Here is a 19,631-nt window from a genome sequence, read left to right as displayed (position 1 = left end):
GCCCCTTCAGAACACGCGCGCCCATGGCTTCCATGCCCCTGCACAGCGGTCTGCTCACCGAGTCGGATTGCACGACACCAGGAGCGCCACTGTGCGCATAGTGCAGATATTGCACAGTCAGGGCTACGGTGGCGCAGAAAACCATGCCCTGGTGCTAAGCCGCGCCCTACATCAGTCCGGCCATGAGGTATCCCTGGCATGTCCTGAGGGTTCCTGGTTGGAGAGAAATGCATCACAAGTCGGCCTGACGGTGCTTCCATTGCGCATGAGGGGCCTCTATGACTTGGTATCGCACTGGCGACTGAGGCGCTGGGTCCGTGCAGAGCGGCCGGACATCGTTCATGGACACCTGATTCGCGGCGCATACTACGCGGGTTGGGCCGCCCAGGCATGGGCAAGCGCTGCCCCTGTGTGTACCGCCCACGCCACCACGGCCTACAAGCACATGGGGCGATGCCGGCGCATCATCGCGGTTTCCCAGGCCGTGAAAAACCATATGCTGGCAAGAGGCCATGCGGATGCGCTGATCGACGTCGTCCACAACGGCATGCCGGACGTACCGCCAGCCGAGCGACAAGCACGGCGCGCCGAACTGCTCATCCCACCTAGTCATCTTGCCCTGGTGCTGGTGGGACGCTTCGTGCGCGACAAGGGGCAAGATCTTGTGCTGCGCGCGCTGGGCGGACTGCCGGAGCATGTGCACCTCTACTTCATCGGTGACCCGCAGACCAGCTTCGGCCAGGAGGTCAAGGCGCTGGCGCAGACTGAAGGCTTGGCGCACCGAGTGCATTTCCTCGGCTACCGGCAAGACGTGCCACGCCTGCTGTGCGCTTTCGATCTCTATGTCTCGGGCTCTCGCCGTGAGGCCCTGGGACTGTCGCTGGTCGAAGCATCAGCCGCAGGTCTCCCGATAGTGGCCACGGCTGTCGGCGGTGTTCCGGAAGTCGTCGTCGACCAGCACACCGGCCTGCTGGTCCCACCGGATCGGCCTGACATCCTGACGCAGTCCCTGGCGCAGCTCATCGACCAGCCATCCAATCGACAGACTTTGGGCCGCCAAGGCCGCCAACACTACCTTCGACAATTCACGGTTGAGGCAATGCTGGCCGGCACCCTGCAAACCTATGAACGGGCCCGGACCATACCAGGCACCAGGCAAATCCCGTGATGACATCCCGCGATCCACAACGCATCCTGATCATCCGGCTATCAGCCCTCGGAGACGTGGTGATGGCTTCGGGCCTGATCCCCGCGCTGCGGGCCCGCTACCCCCACGCAGCCCTCTTTTGGCTCAACGAAGGCCCCGGCGTTCCCCTGCTGACGCACAACCCGGATCTCAAGGGCATCATCCTGCTTCCCAAGGAACGCTGGAAGTCGCTGTGGAAAGCCCGACAGCTCCGCACACTGTGGCAGGAGGTGAAGGCCTTTCGGCGCCAACTGCGCGAACACCGTTTTGATCTGGCCCTGGACACGCAGGGGCTGCTCAAGAGCAGCCTTTGTGCATGGTGGAGCGGGGCGCCACGCCGCATCAGCATCATCGGACGCGAAGGCGGCCACCTGCTGGTACACGAGCGCATCAAGCCCCCCGCAGGCCAGGACACGCGCATGGGTTCGGAATATCGCTTCCTGGCAAGTTACCTGGGCGCACGCGATGAAGACTTCAAACCCGACCTGGCCATCGGTGAGAAGCCCAGGTCCAGGATGCGGCAGGCGCTGGCCGAAGCTCGTTCCCGCGACAGCGCTACGCGCCCAATGGTGATGCTATGCCCCTTCACCACACGCCCGCAAAAGCACTGGTTCGAAGACCGCTGGGTCGACCTGTCCCGAGCCCTGTACGAACATGGATGGCAACCCGTCATTCTTGGAGGCCCGGCAGACAAGGCCGCCGCCGAACGCATCGCGCAGGCCCACCCGCAAACGCTCAATATGGCCGGCGCACTGAAACTTGACGAGAGCACCGCAGCTATCGCAGAAGGCCAACTGCTGATAGGGGTCGACACTGGCCTCACCCACATGGGCTCAGCCCTGGGCATTCCCACAGTCGCGCTGTTCGGCTCTACGCGCCCTTACCTCTCGTCCGGCCAGCCCAGCACGCGTGTGATGTATGACGGACTGTCCTGTTCACCATGCCGACGCAATCCAACCTGCAACGGCCGCTTCGATTGCATGCGCCAGTTCACGGTCGAACGCGTACTCAACACGGCCCTGGACCTCATACGCAACACCAAGGAAGGTCCATGAAGGTCCTACACGTTGAAGCCGGCATGCATCTCTATGGAGGCGCACTGCAGGTGGTGTTCCTGCTCCGAGGACTCAAGACAGCTGGCGTGGAATGCATCCTGGCCTGTCCAGAGGGCAGTGCCATCGCCCAGGAGGCTGCAGCTCATGCCGGCGTCGTCACCATGCCCATGAAGGGCGATGCGGACATCGGATTGGTGGGAAGGCTTCGCGCGCTGATTCGGGAAGAGCAACCTGACCTGGTCCACCTGCATAGCCGGCGGGGAAGCGACATCTGGGGCGCTGTAGCTGGGCGGCTCGAGAAAACCCCCGTTGTCCTCAGTCGCCGCGTCGACAACCCCGAACCACCGTGGCTTGCCAAGCTCAAGTACCGCCTGCACGATGAGGTGATCTGCATCTCCCAGGGCATTCAGCAGGTGCTGCTGTCTGAAGGGGTTCCGCCAGCGAAGGTCCACTGCGTGCCCAGCGCGGTGGACACCCAACAATACAAGCCAGGTCGCCACGATCTGGCCTGGTTCCAGCAGACCTTCAGCCTGCCTGATAACGCTTTGACCATCGGCATGGTGGCCCAGTTTATTCAGCGCAAAGGGCATGACACCCTGCTGGCGGCGCTTCCGCATGTACTGGCTGCGTATCCCCAGGCCCATGTGCTGCTTTTAGGCCAAGGCCCCCTGCGCGATGGCGTAGTCCAACGCATCAACGCCTCGGAGACATTGCGTGGCAGAGTCCAGTGCCCAGGCTTCCGCAGCGACCTCGACAAGGTGCTGCCTTGCCTGGACATCGTCGCTCACCCGGCTTTCATGGAAGGGCTTGGAGTCTCACTGCTGCAGGCAGCGGCGTGCGGCGTGCCGCTGGTTGCAGGGCGTGCCGGAGGCATCCCGGAGATCGTCCAGCCCGGACTGAATGGTGAACTGATCACACCCGGAGATGTGGCGGCGCTTGACAAACACCTCCAGCACCTGCTGGGCGATGCAGAGTTGCGCGCGCGCTACGGTGGCGCCGGGCGGGCCTGGGTAGAACAGCACTTCTCGATCGACGCGATGGTCAACGGCAACCTTTCCATCTACCGGCGACGCCTTCAAGCATCGAGCACTGCGCTCACGCAACGTTGAAGATCGCGGTAATGCCCGTCTGCCGCCACCGTGGCATCCTGCCCCGACTCGGCGTTGTCGGAGTCGACAATGTAGGCCTTGCCCACCCCTGCGGCCCGGGCAGCGTGAATGTCCGAGGGCTTGTCGCCCACCAGCAGAGAATCGGGCAGCGACAGCCCAAGCTCCTTAGCCGCTCTAAGGATCAACCCCGGGGCCGGCTTGCGGCAGTCGCAGTCTCGCGCGAACTCGAACACCTTGCCCGACGGATGGTGCGGACAGTGGTACACCCCCGCCAAAGGCACGCCTTGTGCAACCAGGTGTTCACGCAGATGCTGGGTCAAGGTTTGGTACTGGGTCTCGGTGTACATGCCTCGGGCGATACCCGACTGATTGGTCACCACCACCAGCGCGTAGCCCGCCTCGGCCAACCGCCTCATGGCATCGACTGCGCCAGGCACGAACTCGAAGTCTTCCCAGCGGTGAACATAGGCCCGGTCCAGGTTGATCACACCATCGCGATCAAGGAAGGCGGCCTTGCGGAGCACTCGCCCAGCCCGGATGCGCTGCACCAGGGAGGTGGTCGAATAACCGTCCACAAAAGGAATGGCCAACGCTTGACCGCCCCATTCGCGCACCACCTTGGTCTCTTCCAGCCTTTCCATGTCGTAGTCGCCGCCTTTCACGTACACGTCCGGGCGGACGACCCGGATGAGCGAGACGGGAGTGCGCTCATCAAAAAAGGTCACGAGCGAGACCGACGCCAGCGCTGCCAGCACCATGGCACGGTCATCGGCACGGTTCAGGGGACGGTCTGGCCCTTTTCCAAGCAGGCGTGCGGACACGTCCGAGTTGAGGCCCAGCACAAGTGAGCCACCCAATTGACGCGCAGCATGGAGATACTGCACGTGCCCACGGTGCAGGACATCAAACACCCCATTGGTGAACACCAGGGGCTTGGGCAAAGCCGCGATGCGCCCGGCGAGCTCGGAGCGCGAACAGATCTTGTCCGCCAATTCAGGAGAGCTCATGGCGTAAACAACTCCTCGTAGCTCACGGTGGCCGTACCGAATTTTTCGACGACCAGACCGCCAGCACGATTGGCGTGGACCATTGCATCAGCAGGCGCCAAACCACAGGCCAGCATCAGGGACATGGTTGCTATGACGGTATCGCCCGCACCGGTAACGTCGGCAACCTCGCGGGCCTGCGCCTCCACGTTCGACCGCTTGCCGTCCTCAAACAAGGACATACCTTCTTCGGAGCGCGTGAGCAGCAGTGCATCCAGTTCGAGCTTCTGGCGCAACTGCTCTACCTTGGCCTGCAGTTCCTCCTCGGTATGCCAGGCTCCAACCACCTGCATGAGCTCTGCACGGTTGGGCGTGATCATCGAAGCACCCGTATACCGGGCGTAATCACTGCCCTTGGGATCAACGAGCACCGGCTTCCCAGCGGCGCGCGCCATCCTGATCATCCTGGGAATGTGCGCCAGCCCGCCCTTGCCATAATCCGAGAAAACGATGGCATCGTGAGCAGGCATCTCACGGGCGAAGTCATCCAGCATCTGAGCCAGCACCTCATGCATGGGCTCCCGTTCAAAATCCACCCGAAGCAGTTGCTGATTTCGGCCAATCACCCGCAGTTTGACGATCGTCTGCAATGATGGATCCTGACCCAGGACCGCCTTTACCCCGTGCTGGGCCAGTAAGCTCTGGAGGCGACGTGCCGGCTCATCGGCACCGACCATGCTCAGCAGAGTCACCTGCCCTCCCACGGTCTTGATATTCAAGGCCACATTCGCGGCGCCACCAACCCGCTCCTGTTCGGAGTTCACACGTACCACCGGCACGGGCGCTTCGGGTGAGATCCGCTCCACCGCTCCAAACCAGTAACGGTCCAGCATGACATCGCCCACGACCAACACACGGCGTCTGGCCAGATCATCCCGCGAAGGCACAACAGCTTGACTCATGGCTTCGGCTCTCAGCACAGTCCAAGCCGCTCTTCGATCAGCCCGCACAAGGTGTGCCCGATCAAGATGTGGGACTCCTGTATGCGCGCAGTGACCTCACTGGGGACGACGATGGCCACATCGCACATGGCACGGATCGCGCCGCCATCGCGCCCCAGCAGGCCGATCACGGTCACGCCCAAGCCCTTGGCTTCCTCAATGGCACGGATCACATTGCGTGAGTTGCCAGAAGTCGAAATGCCGACCAATACGTCGCCTGCTCGTCCCAGGCCACGGACCTGCCTCGCGAACACCTCGTCAAAGCTGTAATCGTTTCCGATGCAGGTCAGTGCCGAGGTATCTGTCGACAAGGCCAGCGCAGCCAGAGGCGGTCTGTCCTTGATGAACCGGCCGGTCAGCTCTGCGGCCAGATGCTGGCTGTCGGCGGCAGATCCGCCATTTCCGCAGAACATGGCCTTGCCGCCCGACGCCAGGGCGGTTGCCAGACGTTGCGCGGCGTCATCGACCACGCCTGCCAACACGGGCAACGACTGCAGCACGACCACTTGGTCAGCCACATTTTTCAAGAAAAGTTCACTCATGACACAAGTAGAGGTCGCGATTCGCGTATTGTCGCGCCAAACGCTCACCACTGTACGTCCAGGCAGATAGAGGCAAAATAGCGGTTTGCTTTCCCTCTGACGCCAGCCCCTTCATGTCCGCTCCCAACGACAACCGGCCCCGCACCGTGGTCATGCTGCAGTACGCCGGTATTGGCGACCTGATCTGGCACGTCCAGTACTTCAAGCGGGTGGCGGAAACCAGCCAGGGTGGCAAGGTGACCGTGGTCGCACAGCCCTCCACGCTGACGAGGGCCTTCATCGGCCACGAAGCATGGATTGAAGCCGTGATCGAGCACGATCACCGCCCTCGACGGGGAGAAAAGCGCCGTGGTGCCCATGCCGGCCTGAAGGGGATGTGGCGGATGGCGCAGCAACTCAGGCAAGGCCACTTCGATCGCATCATCCTGTTCTCAGGCAGGCCGAGCCGAGGACTGGTCGCCTGGCTAAGCGGCATTCCAGTGCGCATGGGGTTCGGCTACCGATGGCTGCAGCGCATCTTCCTGAACAAGGGCCCCTACATCAAGGCCTATCGCGGTGACGCGCTGGCCGTCTATCCCGAAGCCAGCGCCTTCATGGTGGCCCACGGCTTCTGTACGGCGCCTGTGGTACCACAGCTGACGCCACCAGCAGAGCAGATCGTGCTCATGGAGAAGCGACTCGCCGCATTGCCCCGTCCCTTGTACAGCTTTGCCATCGGCACTAGCGAGCCTCACAAGCAATGGGGCGTGGACAAGTTCGCCGCCTTGGCTGCCAGGCTGATCCACGAGGGGTGCGGCGTGCTGCTGATCGGTGGGCCTGCAGAGGTCGAACTTGCCCGCGAGATAGAACAAGCCGTCCCCGACAACTGCCGCCACGGCCTGGCCTCGGTCACAGATGCGCCTGTCCTGGGCAGCGCAGCAGCGCTTCGGGTGGCAGACGCCTGCGTCGGCAATGACACCGGCATGGTCAACGTTGCAGCCGCTGTAGGACGACCCAGCTACGTCATCATCGGGTCGCGCCCATGGCTGAACCAAGACCCGGAGAACATGCATAACATCCGTGCCAGACAGTTGTCAGACATCGACGTCGACCGAGTCCACGGCCTCCTGATTCAACACCGCTCCCCGGCCCATGCAGCTCTCTGATACCGCCAAACGCCTGCTCGACTATGCGCGCCCCCACTGGCGCATGTTTGGTGCGTCTCTCCTGTTCTTCATCCTGGGCGCAGCCGTGGAGCCTGCCATCCCGGCACTGTTCAAAAAGCTGATCGACTCGGGCTTCCAGGAGGGCATGAGATACCCTTTGTGGATCGTGCCCATCATCATTATCGGCCTGTTCGCCATCCGAGGAACTTTCAACTTCTCGGGCACATACGTGATGACCTCGGCCATCACCTCGGTCGTCCTTGATCTTCGTCGTCATCTGATGCGAGCGGTGGTGAAAGCCGATGCCAAGCTCTTCACGAACATCAGTCCTGGCATCGCGGTCACGAAGGTCATCAATGACCCCCAGATGGCATCCCAGATCCTGGGCAGCTCGCTCATCTCCGTCATCAAGGACGCCACGACACTGTTCTTCCTGGTCTGCTACCTCGTTTACTTGAACTGGCAACTCACACTGATCACCTTCATGACTCTGCCGCTGCTGGGGCTGACAATCAAGCTGGTGCAGAGGCGCGTCAACAAGGTCGGGGCCGCCCAGTATGAGTCGCAGCAGCGACTCGTCGGCACGGTGGACGACAATGCCCGGGCTTGGCGCGTGGTCCGCACCTTCGATGCCGCCGACTTCGAATTGCAACGATTCGACGACGAAGCCTACGTCCACCGTCGCATGATGATGAAACAGGTGGCCACCACATCGCTGGTCACACCGATCAGCCAGGTCGTCGCAGCCATCGGCGTGTCCATCATCATCACCTTAGCGTTGTGGCAGGCCAGCAAGGGCTCTTCTACAGTCGGAGAATTTGTCTCCTTCGTAACCGCCTTGCTGATGACCATCTCGCCGATGCGTCATCTCACGGACATCTACCAGCCCATCAGCGGCGCACTCATCACCGCTCGAGGCGCCTTTGAGTTGATGAATACCCCGCCGGAGCCAGACGATGGCACGCAGGACATGCCGCACAGCAAGGGCGACATCGTGTTCGATAAAGTCTGGGTGGAATACGAAGGTGCCCCATACCCTGCCCTTCAAGGCTTCGACCTGCACATCCCTGCCGGCAAGACCGTCGCGCTGGTGGGATCTTCCGGCGCGGGTAAGAGCACGGTGATCAACAGCGTTCTGCGCTTCGCACATACCAGCAAAGGTGAGATCCGACTAGACGGCACGCCAATCGAATCGCTGAAACTGGCGGCCTTGCGCAGGCACTTCGCTGTGGTCTCCCAGGACATCGTGCTGTTCGACGGGAGCATTGCCAGCAATGTGGCGTACGCCAGCCCCGAAGGCGTCAACCGTGACAAGGTCGAGAGATGCCTGAAGGCTGCCAATCTTTGGCCGCACATCAGCAGCCTGCCTGAAGGCATGGATGCCAACATCGGCACCAATGGCAGCAAGCTGTCCGGAGGACAGCGCCAACGTCTGGCCATCGCCCGGGCGCTTTACCGCAATGCAGCCATCTGGATTTTTGATGAAGCCACATCAGCACTTGACTCCGAGTCCGAGTCCATCGTGCAACGCTCAATCGAAGATCTGCGTCACGCCAAGACGCTGATCCTGATTGCCCACCGCCTCAGCACCATCAAGAACGCGGATTTGATCTGTGTCATGTCGGAAGGGCGCATCGTTGAACGCGGCACCCACGCGGAACTGGTCGCACAGAATGGCCTGTACGCCGGTATGGTGCGCATCCAAGCAGCAGACTAAGCGTCCCCCGCATTGCCCGCCCCTCCCCCGGCGATACAAAACATCATGATCATCATCACAGGCGCCACCGGCTTCATCGGCTCCAATCTTGCCGCCGACCTCAACCAACAAGGGCGGACTGACCTGCTTCTCGTGGACGACCTGGGCACCCAAGGCAAGTGGAAGAACATCGCCAAAAGGCGCTTTCTGGACCTGATCGATTACCGCAAACTGCATGAATTGCTGCCCACGCTGGCCCAGGCGGACGCAGTTTTCCATATGGGGGCCGACTCGTCGACCACATCCACCGACGGTGATAAAATCCTCGAAGTCAACCTGCGTGCATCGATGGCCTGGTGGCAATGGTGCGCCAACACCGGCACGCCTTTCATCTACGCGTCATCGGCGGCCACCTACGGTGATGGTCAGCAAGGGTTCGACGATGGACAGGAGACTGCTGAACTGGACCGTCTGGCACCTCTGAACCTGTACGGGTGGTCCAAGCACCAGTTCGACAAGTGGGCCATCGAAAGGGCTGCCGAAGGCAAGGCGCCGCCTCAATGGGCCGGCCTCAAGTTCTTCAATGTGTACGGCCCCAACGAATACCACAAAGCTGACATGCGCAGCCTTGTGGCCAAGAACACGGGAGTCATCGCCCGGGGTGAGCCCGTGCGGCTCTTCAAGTCTTACAAGCAGGGATGCCCCGACGGGGGACAATTGCGGGATTTTGTCTATGTCAAGGACTGCACCGCTGTGATGACTTGGCTGCAAGAAAATCAACATGTCAGCGGCCTTTTCAATCTGGGCACCGGCCAGGCCCGCTCTTTTGCAGACTTGATGCACGCCATTGGCAGCGCCCTGAACCAGCCTGTCCAAGTCGAGTTCGTCGACATGCCGGAAAGCATCCGCCCCAACTATCAATACTTCACCGAAGCGCGCATGGACAAGCTGCGCTGCGCAGGCTTCAACAAGGCTTTTCATTCCATGGAAGAAGGCGTGGCGGATTACGTTCAACACCATCTGCAGACGAGCGATCCATTTCGGTGACACATGGCAGTCCGCGTCCTGCAAATCTGCCCTTTTGACATCCCGCAAGAGCCCCGTGCTGGCGGGCAAATCAGAATCGAGGCCATTGCCCAGGCCTACCTTGCTGCGGGATGCGAGGTAGTGCGTTCCTGCGTGGTCACGCGTCAGCGCGACGTACGACGCCCCGCGGACCTCGTGCTGCCGTGGATCGACCGCATCCGCCGCAAACATGTGGGCAAGCCGGGCCATCTGGGCCAGATCCGGCAGCACTGGGCGTCCAGCAGAAGCCGAGCGCTGCAGCACCAACTGGCAGCCCACCTGGAGGGCAGCTACCAAATCGTGCATGTGGAGCATCCCTGGAACGTCGCACTGATGCACGCCATGCGGCACCACCCCTCACTTTCCAGTGCTCGGCTGGTATACAGCGCTCACAACATTGAATCCGCGCTGTTCAAGTCAGTCGTGACCGAGCAAGGCCATTGGAATCGCGCAGCGCGCAGCCTGCAGCAAGAGATCTTCGAGATCGAAATGCGCGCAGCTGCATGTGCCGACCTGGTTTGGGCAGTCTCCGAGCACGACGCGCACCAGTTGGAAAACGCAGCCAACCGGGTGTTGGTCGTGCCTAATGGTTGCCGTGCATTGCCGCAGCAGCCCACGCCCTCTCCGTTTGGCGCGATCAAAGGTCGCTACGCACTCTTCGTGGGAACGGATTACGGTCCTAACGTGAATGGCTTCCTGCGCATGTTGGGCGATGACTTCACCCACTTGCCTGCAGGTTGCAGCGTCCAGACCATCGGCTCGTGCGCCGACGTCCTGAAGACACACCCAGCCCACGCACGGTGGCTGGCAGAGGGCCGCCTCGTCCACCACGGTAGGGTTGATGCAGATACGCTTGATGCAGCGTTACTCCAGGCTGGCCTGGTGCTGCTCCCCATCCTGGCTGGCGGTGGCACAAACCTTAAGACGGCAGAGGCGCTTGTCAGCGCACGCCCGGTGCTCGGCACTTCCCATGCGTTCAGAGGCTTCGAAGACTGGCGGTCCTCACCAGAGGTGCACGTGCAAGACCAGCCGGCCGCCTTCCGCACACTGATGGCCGAGTTGCTGGCACGGCCCACCGATTTCGCCATACAAACCGATGTCCTTCGCCATCAGTCCTTACTATGGCCCAACATCCTGCGCCCTGCAGTGCAGCAGACCTTGCAGGCGTGAGAATCCATGATCACCAGCGATCAAATCAGTGTTGTCATACAGGGTGCGCTCGGGACAGATGTGCTCGCGTGCGTGCGGAGTATCCGTCAGCAGCTTCCCCAGTCGGAACTCATCCTGTCCACCTGGGAGGGCAGCAATGTGCCAGCCGGCCTTCCTGTTGATGAATGCATCTTCAGCGCCGACCCGGGTGCCCAGCCGGCCGACCGAAAGGGCCAGGTCCTCAATAACACCAATCGACAACTCGTTTCCACATTGGCCGGCCTGCGCCGCGCCACGCGCCCGCATGCGTTGAAGATCCGCACAGACTTTGAACTGAGCGGAAGCGGCTTCCTCACCGCGTTCGATTCGACCCAGCGAAGGGACGAGCGCTTTGTTCACTACCGCCGCAAGCTCGTCATTCCGCACTATTCCACGCGTTTTCCGGATGCTGCCCGCCCTTTTCCTTTCCATCCCTCCGACATCAGCCTGTTCGGGCTCACCGAAGACCTGATCAGGCATTTTGATGTACCGCTTATCGAAGGCAAGGACTGGAACTGGGCCGAGCACCACCTGGCCGAGATACCGATCGAACGCCAGCATGACCTCTACCTGCCACAGTTCGCTCCAGAGCAGCACTTCTTCGTGCACAGCCTTAAGCTTCACGGACATGACATCCCGATGCGTCATTATCACGACTGCCATGGCGACATCCCGGAACAGAGCCGCCGCTTTATGGCCAACAATTTCGTGATCCTGGACATGGCTGATTTCGGCATACGCACCAAGAAGGCCGCGCTGGCCTACGCCATCGCCAAGGACACTGCCAACTGCTACTCACACCTTCTATACCGCATCGAGTACCGGCAGTGGTGTGATCCGCAGGCCGAACTGTCCTGGCGAGAGAAGTTGGAGGCCCGCCTCGCAAGGCGAAAGAAAATTCACGAAAGATTACTGAAGCACCGCTTCGCCATGCGGCAGCATGCGGCATTGATTTTCTCAACCTCCGAGGAGGGCTGGTTCACGCACTGCCATAAGATGCTGGCAGATGGCCTGTCCACTTTCTATTACTTCATGAGGGCCGTTGCCTGATCATGCTCAACATTGTCATCCCCATGGCGGGAGCCGGAAGCCGCTTCACTAAGGCTGGTTACAAGGATCCCAAGCCACTGATCAAGGTTCACGGCACTCCGATGATTGAAGCCGTGGTGCAGAATTTGCGGCCTTCCGGCCCTCATCGCTTCGTCTTCATCGTTCAAGCCGCCCATGCCCAGGCCTACGGCCTGCGTGATTTCCTGCCTCGGATATCCGGTGGCGGAGATATCATCGAAATCGACGGTCTCACGGAAGGTGCGGCCTGCACGGTTCTGAAAGCTCGGCATCTGATCGACAATGCTCAGGCACTGATGATCGCCAACAGCGACCAGTACATCGACTGCAGGATCGACGATTATCTCGACGTCATGTCGGAGCAGGAACTCGATGGACTCATCATGACCATGACCGCCAACGACCCGAAGTGGTCGTTCGTGGCGCTGGACGCTCACCGACATGTCACACGGGTGGTCGAAAAGGAAGTCATCTCTGACGAGGCCACCGTAGGCATCTACAATTTCCGGCATGGGCAGGATTTCGTGCAGGCGGCACTCGACATGATTGAGCGCGATGAGCGCGTCAACGGCGAATTCTATGTGGCTCCGGCTTACAACACGCTGATCCGGCGAGGCCATCGGGTCGGCATTCATAACATAGGCAGAGAAGCCGACGGCATGTACGGGCTGGGCATTCCGTCTGACCTGGAACTCTTCCTGAGCCTGCCCTTGTCGGAACGCTTCAAGCGAGGCTGAACATGCGCATCATCTCCCACCGCGGGTGGTGGCGTTCTCCCGCCGAAAAAAACACCATGGCGGCTTTCGAGCGCTCTTTCGCGGCAGGCTACGGCACGGAAACAGATGTGCGAGACTTGGACGGGCAACTGGTCATCTCGCACGACATGCCTCTTCGTGACAAGGTGCTGCCCCTTCAGCCTGTGCTGGACATGGCGCATCTCCACGGGGTTCCGCTGGCCATCAATATCAAGGCCGATGGGCTGGCCCAGGCGCTGCAATCGCAAGTGAGCGCGCTCCCCGGATTGGACTGGTTCGTTTTTGACATGTCCGTGCCGGATATGCGAGGCCACCTGTCGGCCGGCAACCCTACCTACACGCGCTGCAGCGAGGTCGAACGACAACCGGCATACCTTGAACGAGCTTCCGGCATCTGGCTCGATGCCCTGGATACACCCTGGTTGGATGCCCGGGAGGTCAGCCGCGTGCTGGCTTGGGGCAAGCCCGTATGCCTGGTTTCGCCCGAACTCCATCGCCGCGATCCCATCCCCTTGTGGAAAGAACTGATGTCCCTTCAAGACACCTCATTGCTGACACTGTGCACAGACCTGCCCGATCAGGCCAGGCACCATATTCTTGGAGTCGCCCCATGATCAAAGCAGTGATCTTCGACATGGATGGCGTCCTGATCGAAGCAAGGGACTGGCACTATGAAGCGCTCAACCGCGCCCTGCGCCTGTTCGGGTTCGAAATCTCACGCTACGCGCATCTGTCCACGTACGACGGGCTGCCCACCTCCAAGAAACTTGAAATGCTCAGCATCGAGAGTGACCTGCCAAGGTCCTTGCACGGCTTCATCAATGAGATGAAGCAGCAGTACACGATGGAGATCGTGCATACCCAGTGCCGTCCAACCTTTTCACACGAACTGGCGCTGTCGACACTGAAAGCACAAGGATACAAGTTGGCGGTGGCGTCAAACTCCATTCGATCAACAGTGCACACCATGATGGAACGCTCCAATCTGGTGCGCTATCTGGACCTGATGCTGTCCAATGAAGACGTCGCCAAACCCAAGCCAGACCCAGAGATCTACGTTGCGGCCATGCAAGGTTTGGGGCTGGAACCCCACGAATGCCTGATCGTGGAAGACAATGACAACGGCGTTAGGGCGGCTCTGGCATCCGGTGCGCACCTGCTGCGCGTGCGGGATGTACACGAAGTGAATATCGAGAACATCGAGGCTCGCATCCAGGAGGTCAGCCATGGCTGAACGGCAGATCAATGTGTTGATTCTTGGGGCAGGCGCTACTGTCAGCGGACAGGGTGGAGACGCGTTCCCAGCGTTCATGGCAGAGGTCAAGGGCTTGCCACTGATCCAGCGCCTCGTTGAATCTTGCACCGCTCTATCGCCAGCCTGGATCGGCATTGCTTGTCAAGCGTCCGACATCGACACCTACCGCATTGGCGCTTTGCCTAAACTGTTGCACCCGAATGCGGAGTTCGTGACCACGAAGGGCAATACCCAAGGCGCCGTGTGCACGGCCTTGCTGGCGGCCCAGTATATTGATCACGACGACGAACTGCTCATATTGGGTGTGAATGAGTATGTCGATGTCGACTTTGCTGCGACCATCCAGACATTCCGCCAGCGGGAACTCGATGGAGGCGTATTGACGTTTAATTCCATCCATCCTCGATATTCCTACGTCAAGACCAATTCTGAGGGCTTGGTGAGCCTGGCGGCCGAGAAGCGCCCCATCAGCAACACCGCTGCCGCGACTTTTTTCTGGTACAGGCGCGGGGCCGACTTCGTGGAAGCGGCCAAGGACGTGATCCGCAAGCATGACCATGTTAACGGTTCTTATTACATCGCCCCGACCATCAATCAGATGCTTTTGCGCCAAAAACGCATCGGCATCGAGCGGATTGACGGAAGCAGATACCATCCACTCAAGACCTCCCGTCAGATCGAAAACTTCGAAACTGTTCAGGAAATGAGGAGGTGACCTTGAAAGTATTCAAACTGGGCGACATGAAGGGTGGATGGTTCATGGGTGACTTTGAGCCGACACTCCTTGCAAGCAAGGATTTCGAGATTGCTGTCAAGAAGTATCCGCAAGGTAGCCACGAACACAAACACTTTCATAAAATCAGCACTGAATGGACCGTTATAACGTCTGGCAAGGTGCGCATGTTCGATCAGATCTTCCATGAAAACGACATCATCGTAATTGAGCCCGGTGAAGCCACCGATTTCACCGCCTTGGAAGATACCACCACAGTTGTGGTAAAGACTCCGTCCAGCAAGAACGACAAATATTTGGTCGATTGACATGGACTCAGTTGCAAAAACAGCGGCAACGGCAGGTTCAAAAAGCATCGCCCTTGTCGCCCATGAATTTGGCCGCTATCCTGGCCATGGCGGCATCGCGGTCTATCTGAAGAATCTCGTAGACAGCATCTTGGCGCACACAGATTTTCACATCCATGTATTCTGTGTGCAGCATCAGACGAAAATATCCAACGAACGCATCACCATTCATAAGCTTTCCGGCTTAGATTTTTCATCCCAGCGCACTGTCACCAAGAAACTTCAGCAAATTCAACCTTCGTGGGTGGAGGTCGCTGAATTCGGCGCTTTGTGCTTGGATTACCTTATACAGAGGGCAGTGGGCAGATTCACCGGCGCCTTCCCTGTCATCGTCAACCACCACACTGGTTGCAGGGAAATATGGGAATGGGGCTCTGGAGTTCAATTCGAGGCTTGCACCGACGCTTTCCTGGCGGGCGCGCATGCGCAGGAAAGCGCTCAAAGCATTCTCGCAGATGCCAATGTCAGCGTCTCCACATTTTTGACGCAATACTTGCACCAGCGATATGACTGGCGTTTCATCGCGCCCCTGCACCCCTATTTTCCATTGGTGGAAAAGGCAACAGAGGTGCCAAGTAAAGAAGTTCGCGGAAAGACCCTCACCATTCTTAGCCTCGGTCGTTTCGAACCGCGTAAACGCCAGGAAAATTTGATATCAGCGACGCTGGACCTATTGAAAGATGGCATCTCCGTCCATGTGAATTTCGTGGGTAACACCGTGGGAGTTCCGGGAACTGGTGAAGATTATCGGGAAATTTGTTACAGAAAAATTCCTCCAAGCCTGCGAAAACATTTCAGCTTCTGGGATTTTGCGTCTCCAGAAGCCGTGGAGCACCTGTATAAAGAAGCAGACTTGTTCTGTATCCCGTCTCTATTCGAGAATTTCCCGACCACTGCCCTGGAGGCCATTTCCATGGGATTACCGGTGATGGGCTCGCAAGCATCGGGCTTGGTTGACATGGTGGGTTCCGCAGGCCTCTACTTCGACCCCCTCGATAGCACATCATTGTCGCGGGCACTTCGGAGCGTTTCAGCGATGTCCAAAAAACAGTTGCTTGGCATCGCGGATGAGCAATTTCGACGGCTCAGTCTTGCCGTATCTGTGGCCAACACCACTTTGAAGCGTCTGGATATATACAGTCAGATCAAGGTGGAGAAGCCGACTGCGTCGCACAATGCCAAGCTGCTGCTGATTCTAGACGAGCCCACCAAGAAGGGGCGCAGGCTCGCGGCCGCGGTCAAGGCCAAGTATCCCTCTATCGAATTCCACTCAGGCCACGATGCATTCGATCCCAACGGCCAGGATGACACTGTCGGGGTGTTTTTTTTCGACGACACGCCTTTGGCGGTCGTGATGGCACTTGTTTCGTTGGCCAAAGACGCAAACCACCTTCTTCCGGCAACCCCCGTGGCGCTGAGCAAGGCCTATGTGGGATCGACCTCACTGGCCATTGCCCTTCGCGCCAAGACGTTGCCAGCCTTCCTCGGATTTCTGTCTGGGCCAGCCAATCAGCAACTGGGATGTACCTCGTTGCATGAACACTTGGCCGCCAGCTTGTGCAGTGCCAGAGAGTTTGCTTATTTGTGCCACCCTCAGGCTATTCTGTCTCGCAAGTCCATCGCGCTGCAGACCTACCTGAGCCGCCGACACTTTCCATTTGTTCCAGACCATGCCTATCACTCTGCTGATCCACGGGCCGATCTCCGATTACTCTCGTCTGGTACTGGCTGACGGACGCAAAGCCGTCGAAAACGGGCTCGTGGATGACTGCGTCATCGTCACCTACAAGAAGGAAGAAGCCAAGCTTCGCACAACGGCCAGGGATGCACTGGAATGGGCGAGAGTAGCGCTGGTTGATGATGTCCGAAACCCCGGTTTCGCCAACATCAACCGACAGATCAACATGGTCCGGTCAGGCATGCAGAGTGTCGATGCCAACGATCGAATCATTGTCAAGCTCCGCTCCGATCAGCGGGTCTCCCTCGCCAAGGTGCGGAACATCATTGCGATGCACCAGCATGCTCTGCAAGCAGGCGCCCTTCTCACGACGAACTGCTACACACGCAAGGACAGGCTCTACCATCCGTCAGACATGTTCCTGATCGCGCTCAAAGCAACATTGTTGGATTACTACCCGGCCCAGTTTTTTGCGCAAACTGAACTGGATGATCACATGGCGATCCGTGAAACATCACGCGCCAGCAAAAGCCTGCTCACCATCGAGCAATGGCCAGAAAGCCGCCTTTACAGACACCTGCTTGTCAGCAGAGCTTGGGTTTTCCGGAACACCATCGAAGACAGCGTGGCAGCCCTACGGGCCCACTGTGTCATGCTGGACTCTCGGTCCATTCGCCTCAAGTGGGAAAAGTTCTACGGCGGCCACGTTACCCTTGTACCCTACGACTTCCAGATGGCCCCGTTCGAAGGGGTTGTAAAGGAACAGGCTCAGTGCTTCACCGTGGAAGAACTGCACGGGCGCGACGCGGGGCAAAGCAGGGTCACGCGCCTGATGACCCGACTGCTTTGGAATGATTTCTACCTTGCCGGCCGCCACTATGGCAGCTATTGGAAGGGGTTCCGAAAAGTGGTGAAAGGACAATACACCGCCCGTTGAAAATCATGAGACGGTGTCCAGCGCGCCGAAGATGTTGCAATACACCTTCAGTCGAGGGCAAATCTCACTAGACGATGACACGGCAACGTTTACATTCGTCCTTTGGTCCGACTGGGCATTCGCCCAGATAATCGGTAAAAACGCGCTTCATCTATTCAGGACATGGCAGACACCTTGGCGGAATCACCGGGAACGCTGTCCGGCGTCGCCCGGGTGCTGGTCAATGCCGGCAAGCTCGACAGCCGGCAGGCAGAAGAGCTGACACGCACGGCGAGGGAGCAGCGTCGCAGCTTCGTCACGACACTGCTTGCCGCAGGCTCGATCAAATCCGACGACCTGGCCCATACCCTGTCCCGCGCCCTGTCCGTGCCGTTGCTCGACCTGGGTGCCCTGGACATCCAGCGCCTGCCCCAGGGCGTGATCGACGCCAAGCTGTCCAACCAGTACCAGGTGCTGGTCCTGTCCAAGCGTGGCAGCCGCCTGTTCGTGGCCGGGGCCGATCCGACCGATCAAGAGGCCATTGAGCGCATCAAGTTCGCCACCCAGCTCAACCCTGAGTGGGTCATCGTCGAACATGACAAGCTCGTCAAGGTGCTGGAAGGCACCACGGGCACGGCCGGCGATCAGATCGCCGCGATGGCCAACGAGGATTTCGATTTCGACATCACCGACGATGCCACCGAGCCCCAGCAGGAGCCATCGTCCCTGGCGTCCGAGGTCGAGGATGCCCCTGTCGTCAAGTTCCTGCAGAAGATGCTGGTGGACGCGATCAACATGCGCGCCTCCGACCTGCACTTCGAGCCCTACGAATACAACTACCGGGTGCGGTTCCGTGTCGACGGAGAACTGCGTGAAATCACCCAGCCTCCGGTGGCCATCAAGGACAAGCTGGCCTCCCGCATCAAGGTCATCTCCCGCCTGGACATCGCCGAAAAGCGCGTGCCCCAAGACGGCCGCATGAAGCTGAAGTTCGGCACCAAGTCGATCGATTTCCGCGTCAGCACCCTGCCCACGCTCTTTGGCGAGAAGATCGTGATCCGGATCCTGGATCCGTCCAGCGCCAAGCTGGGCATCGAGGCGCTGGGTTACGAGCCTGAAGAAAAAGCCCGCCTGATGGACGCCATCGTGCGCCCCTACGGCATGGTGCTGGTCACGGGTCCCACCGGCTCGGGCAAGACGGTGTCGCTCTACACCTGCCTGAACATCCTGAACCAGCCAGGCGTCAACATCTCCACGGTCGAGGACCCGGCTGAAATCAACCTGCCGGGCATCAACCAGGTCAACGTGAACGACCGGGCGGGGATGAACTTCTCCACCGCGCTCAAGGCTTTCCTGCGCCAGGATCCCGATGTGATCATGGTCGGTGAAATCCGTGACCTGGAAACCGCCGACATCGCCATCAAGGCCGCCCAGACCGGCCACATGGTGATGTCCACCCTGCACACCAACGACGCGCCCACCACGCTCACGCGCCTGATGAACATGGGCGTGCCCGTGTTCAACATCGCCTCCAGCGTGATCCTGATCACGGCTCAGCGCCTGGTGCGCCGACTGTGCGAGAACTGCAAGGCACCCACCGAATACCCGCGCGAGGCCATGCTCAAGGCAGGCTTCACCGAAGAGCAGCTCGAAGGCAACTGGAAGCCCTACCGGGCCATCGGCTGCTCCAGCTGCAACAACGGCTACAAGGGCCGGGTAGGCCTGTACCAGGTCATGCCCATCACCGAAGAGATGCAGCGCATCATCCTGAACCAGGGCACCGCCATGGACATCGCCCAGCAGGCCCAGCGCGAAGGCGTGCGAGACCTGCGCCAGTCCGGCCTGGTCAAGGTGCGCAGCGGCGTCACCACGCTGGAAGAAGTCATCTCGGCCACCAACGAATAAC

18 protein-coding genes and 2 pseudogenes are annotated in these 19,631 nt (G+C 59.8%); 16 read left to right on the top strand and 4 right to left on the bottom strand.

Annotated features, from left to right (window positions below):
- The first annotated feature begins 91 nt into the window (after positions 1-91).
- Genes EIP75_RS10845 through EIP75_RS10835 form a run of 3 tightly spaced genes read left to right on the top strand, consistent with a single transcriptional unit; the run spans position 92 to position 3,350 of the window.
- Complete coding sequence (locus tag EIP75_RS10845) at positions 92-1,168, top strand: glycosyltransferase (RefSeq protein WP_158622817.1); 1,077 nt, start codon at positions 92-94, stop codon at positions 1,166-1,168.
- Entirely contained in the window at positions 1,168-2,241 is a 1,074-nt protein-coding gene (locus EIP75_RS10840; protein ID WP_125243388.1) for a glycosyltransferase family 9 protein, read from the top strand. Before EIP75_RS10845 ends, EIP75_RS10840 begins: the two co-directional genes overlap by 1 nt.
- Positions 2,238-3,350 carry a glycosyltransferase gene (locus tag EIP75_RS10835; protein WP_125243283.1) on the top strand — a complete coding sequence of 371 codons (1,113 nt, stop codon included), beginning with the start codon at positions 2,238-2,240 and terminating at the stop codon, positions 3,348-3,350. Before EIP75_RS10840 ends, EIP75_RS10835 begins: the two co-directional genes overlap by 4 nt.
- Here EIP75_RS10835 and gmhB read toward each other — a convergent pair.
- The 4 genes and pseudogenes from gmhB to EIP75_RS10815 all read right to left on the bottom strand — a co-directional run.
- Positions 3,317-3,856: pseudogene (gmhB, locus tag EIP75_RS10830) on the bottom strand (D-glycero-beta-D-manno-heptose 1,7-bisphosphate 7-phosphatase); the annotation flags it as partial. The gene EIP75_RS10835 and the pseudogene gmhB sit on opposite strands and share 34 nt — an antisense overlap.
- Before the next feature lie 24 nt (positions 3,857-3,880).
- Positions 3,881-4,357: pseudogene (gene rfaE2, locus EIP75_RS10825) on the bottom strand (D-glycero-beta-D-manno-heptose 1-phosphate adenylyltransferase); the annotation flags it as partial.
- A complete protein-coding gene (gene rfaE1, locus EIP75_RS10820) occupies positions 4,354-5,298 on the bottom strand; it encodes a D-glycero-beta-D-manno-heptose-7-phosphate kinase (protein ID WP_125243282.1) in 945 nt (314 codons plus the stop codon). The pseudogene rfaE2 and the gene rfaE1, both read right to left, overlap by 4 nt.
- A gap of 11 nt (positions 5,299-5,309) precedes the next feature.
- Positions 5,310-5,879 carry a D-sedoheptulose-7-phosphate isomerase gene (locus EIP75_RS10815; RefSeq protein ID WP_125243281.1) on the bottom strand — a complete coding sequence of 190 codons (570 nt, stop codon included), beginning with the start codon at positions 5,877-5,879 and terminating at the stop codon, positions 5,310-5,312.
- 113 nt (positions 5,880-5,992) lie between these two features.
- On the opposite strand from EIP75_RS10815, the gene EIP75_RS10810 reads away from it, so the two are divergent.
- The 13 genes from EIP75_RS10810 (at position 5,993) to pilB (ending at position 19,630) form a co-directional block, all read left to right on the top strand.
- Positions 5,993-7,024 (top strand): glycosyltransferase family 9 protein, encoded by a 1,032-nt coding sequence (locus EIP75_RS10810; protein ID WP_125243280.1) that lies wholly within the window; start codon positions 5,993-5,995, stop codon positions 7,022-7,024.
- Positions 7,011-8,741 carry an ABC transporter ATP-binding protein gene (locus EIP75_RS10805; protein ID WP_125243279.1) on the top strand — a complete coding sequence of 577 codons (1,731 nt, stop codon included), beginning with the start codon at positions 7,011-7,013 and terminating at the stop codon, positions 8,739-8,741. Before EIP75_RS10810 ends, EIP75_RS10805 begins: the two co-directional genes overlap by 14 nt.
- Before the next feature lie 45 nt (positions 8,742-8,786).
- Positions 8,787-9,767: an ADP-glyceromanno-heptose 6-epimerase gene (gene rfaD / locus EIP75_RS10800; protein WP_125243278.1), complete on the top strand. Its 981-nt coding sequence runs from the start codon at positions 8,787-8,789 to the stop codon at positions 9,765-9,767.
- Positions 9,768-9,770: 3 nt separating this feature from the next.
- A complete protein-coding gene (locus tag EIP75_RS10795; RefSeq protein WP_125243277.1) occupies positions 9,771-10,955 on the top strand; it encodes a glycosyltransferase in 1,185 nt (394 codons plus the stop codon).
- A gap of 6 nt (positions 10,956-10,961) precedes the next feature.
- Positions 10,962-12,023 carry a WavE lipopolysaccharide synthesis family protein gene (locus EIP75_RS10790; protein ID WP_125243276.1) on the top strand — a complete coding sequence of 354 codons (1,062 nt, stop codon included), beginning with the start codon at positions 10,962-10,964 and terminating at the stop codon, positions 12,021-12,023.
- A gap of 2 nt (positions 12,024-12,025) precedes the next feature.
- Positions 12,026-12,778: a glycosyltransferase family 2 protein gene (locus EIP75_RS10785; RefSeq protein ID WP_125243275.1), complete on the top strand. Its 753-nt coding sequence runs from the start codon at positions 12,026-12,028 to the stop codon at positions 12,776-12,778.
- A 2-nt stretch (positions 12,779-12,780) separates the two neighbouring features.
- Positions 12,781-13,410, top strand: a complete 630-nt coding sequence (locus EIP75_RS10780; RefSeq protein ID WP_125243274.1) for a PI-PLC domain-containing protein — start codon at positions 12,781-12,783, stop codon at positions 13,408-13,410.
- A complete protein-coding gene (locus EIP75_RS10775) occupies positions 13,407-14,030 on the top strand; it encodes an HAD family hydrolase (RefSeq protein ID WP_125243273.1) in 624 nt (207 codons plus the stop codon). The genes EIP75_RS10780 and EIP75_RS10775 overlap by 4 nt, the downstream gene beginning before the upstream one ends.
- On the top strand, positions 14,023-14,766 hold the full coding sequence (locus tag EIP75_RS10770) for a glycosyltransferase family 2 protein (protein WP_199758558.1): 744 nt from the start codon (positions 14,023-14,025) through the stop codon (positions 14,764-14,766). Before EIP75_RS10775 ends, EIP75_RS10770 begins: the two co-directional genes overlap by 8 nt.
- A gap of 2 nt (positions 14,767-14,768) precedes the next feature.
- Positions 14,769-15,092, top strand: a complete 324-nt coding sequence (locus tag EIP75_RS10765; RefSeq protein WP_125243272.1) for a hypothetical protein — start codon at positions 14,769-14,771, stop codon at positions 15,090-15,092.
- Position 15,093: 1 nt separating this feature from the next.
- Complete coding sequence (locus tag EIP75_RS10760; RefSeq protein ID WP_125243271.1) at positions 15,094-16,863, top strand: glycosyltransferase family 4 protein; 1,770 nt, start codon at positions 15,094-15,096, stop codon at positions 16,861-16,863.
- A complete protein-coding gene (locus tag EIP75_RS10755) occupies positions 16,802-17,746 on the top strand; it encodes a WavE lipopolysaccharide synthesis family protein (protein WP_125243270.1) in 945 nt (314 codons plus the stop codon). The genes EIP75_RS10760 and EIP75_RS10755 overlap by 62 nt, the downstream gene beginning before the upstream one ends.
- A 162-nt stretch (positions 17,747-17,908) precedes the next feature.
- Positions 17,909-19,630 (top strand): type IV-A pilus assembly ATPase PilB, encoded by a 1,722-nt coding sequence (gene pilB / locus EIP75_RS10750; RefSeq protein WP_125243269.1) that lies wholly within the window; start codon positions 17,909-17,911, stop codon positions 19,628-19,630.
- The last annotated feature ends 1 nt before the right edge of the window (position 19,631 follow it).

The sequence above is a fragment of the Aquabacterium soli genome (genome assembly GCF_003933735.1).
Taxonomy (GTDB): Bacteria; Pseudomonadota; Gammaproteobacteria; order Burkholderiales; family Burkholderiaceae_C; genus Aquabacterium; species Aquabacterium soli.
The sequence above is the reverse complement of the archived record's forward strand: the minus strand, read 5'-3'. Positions and strand labels throughout refer to the sequence as shown.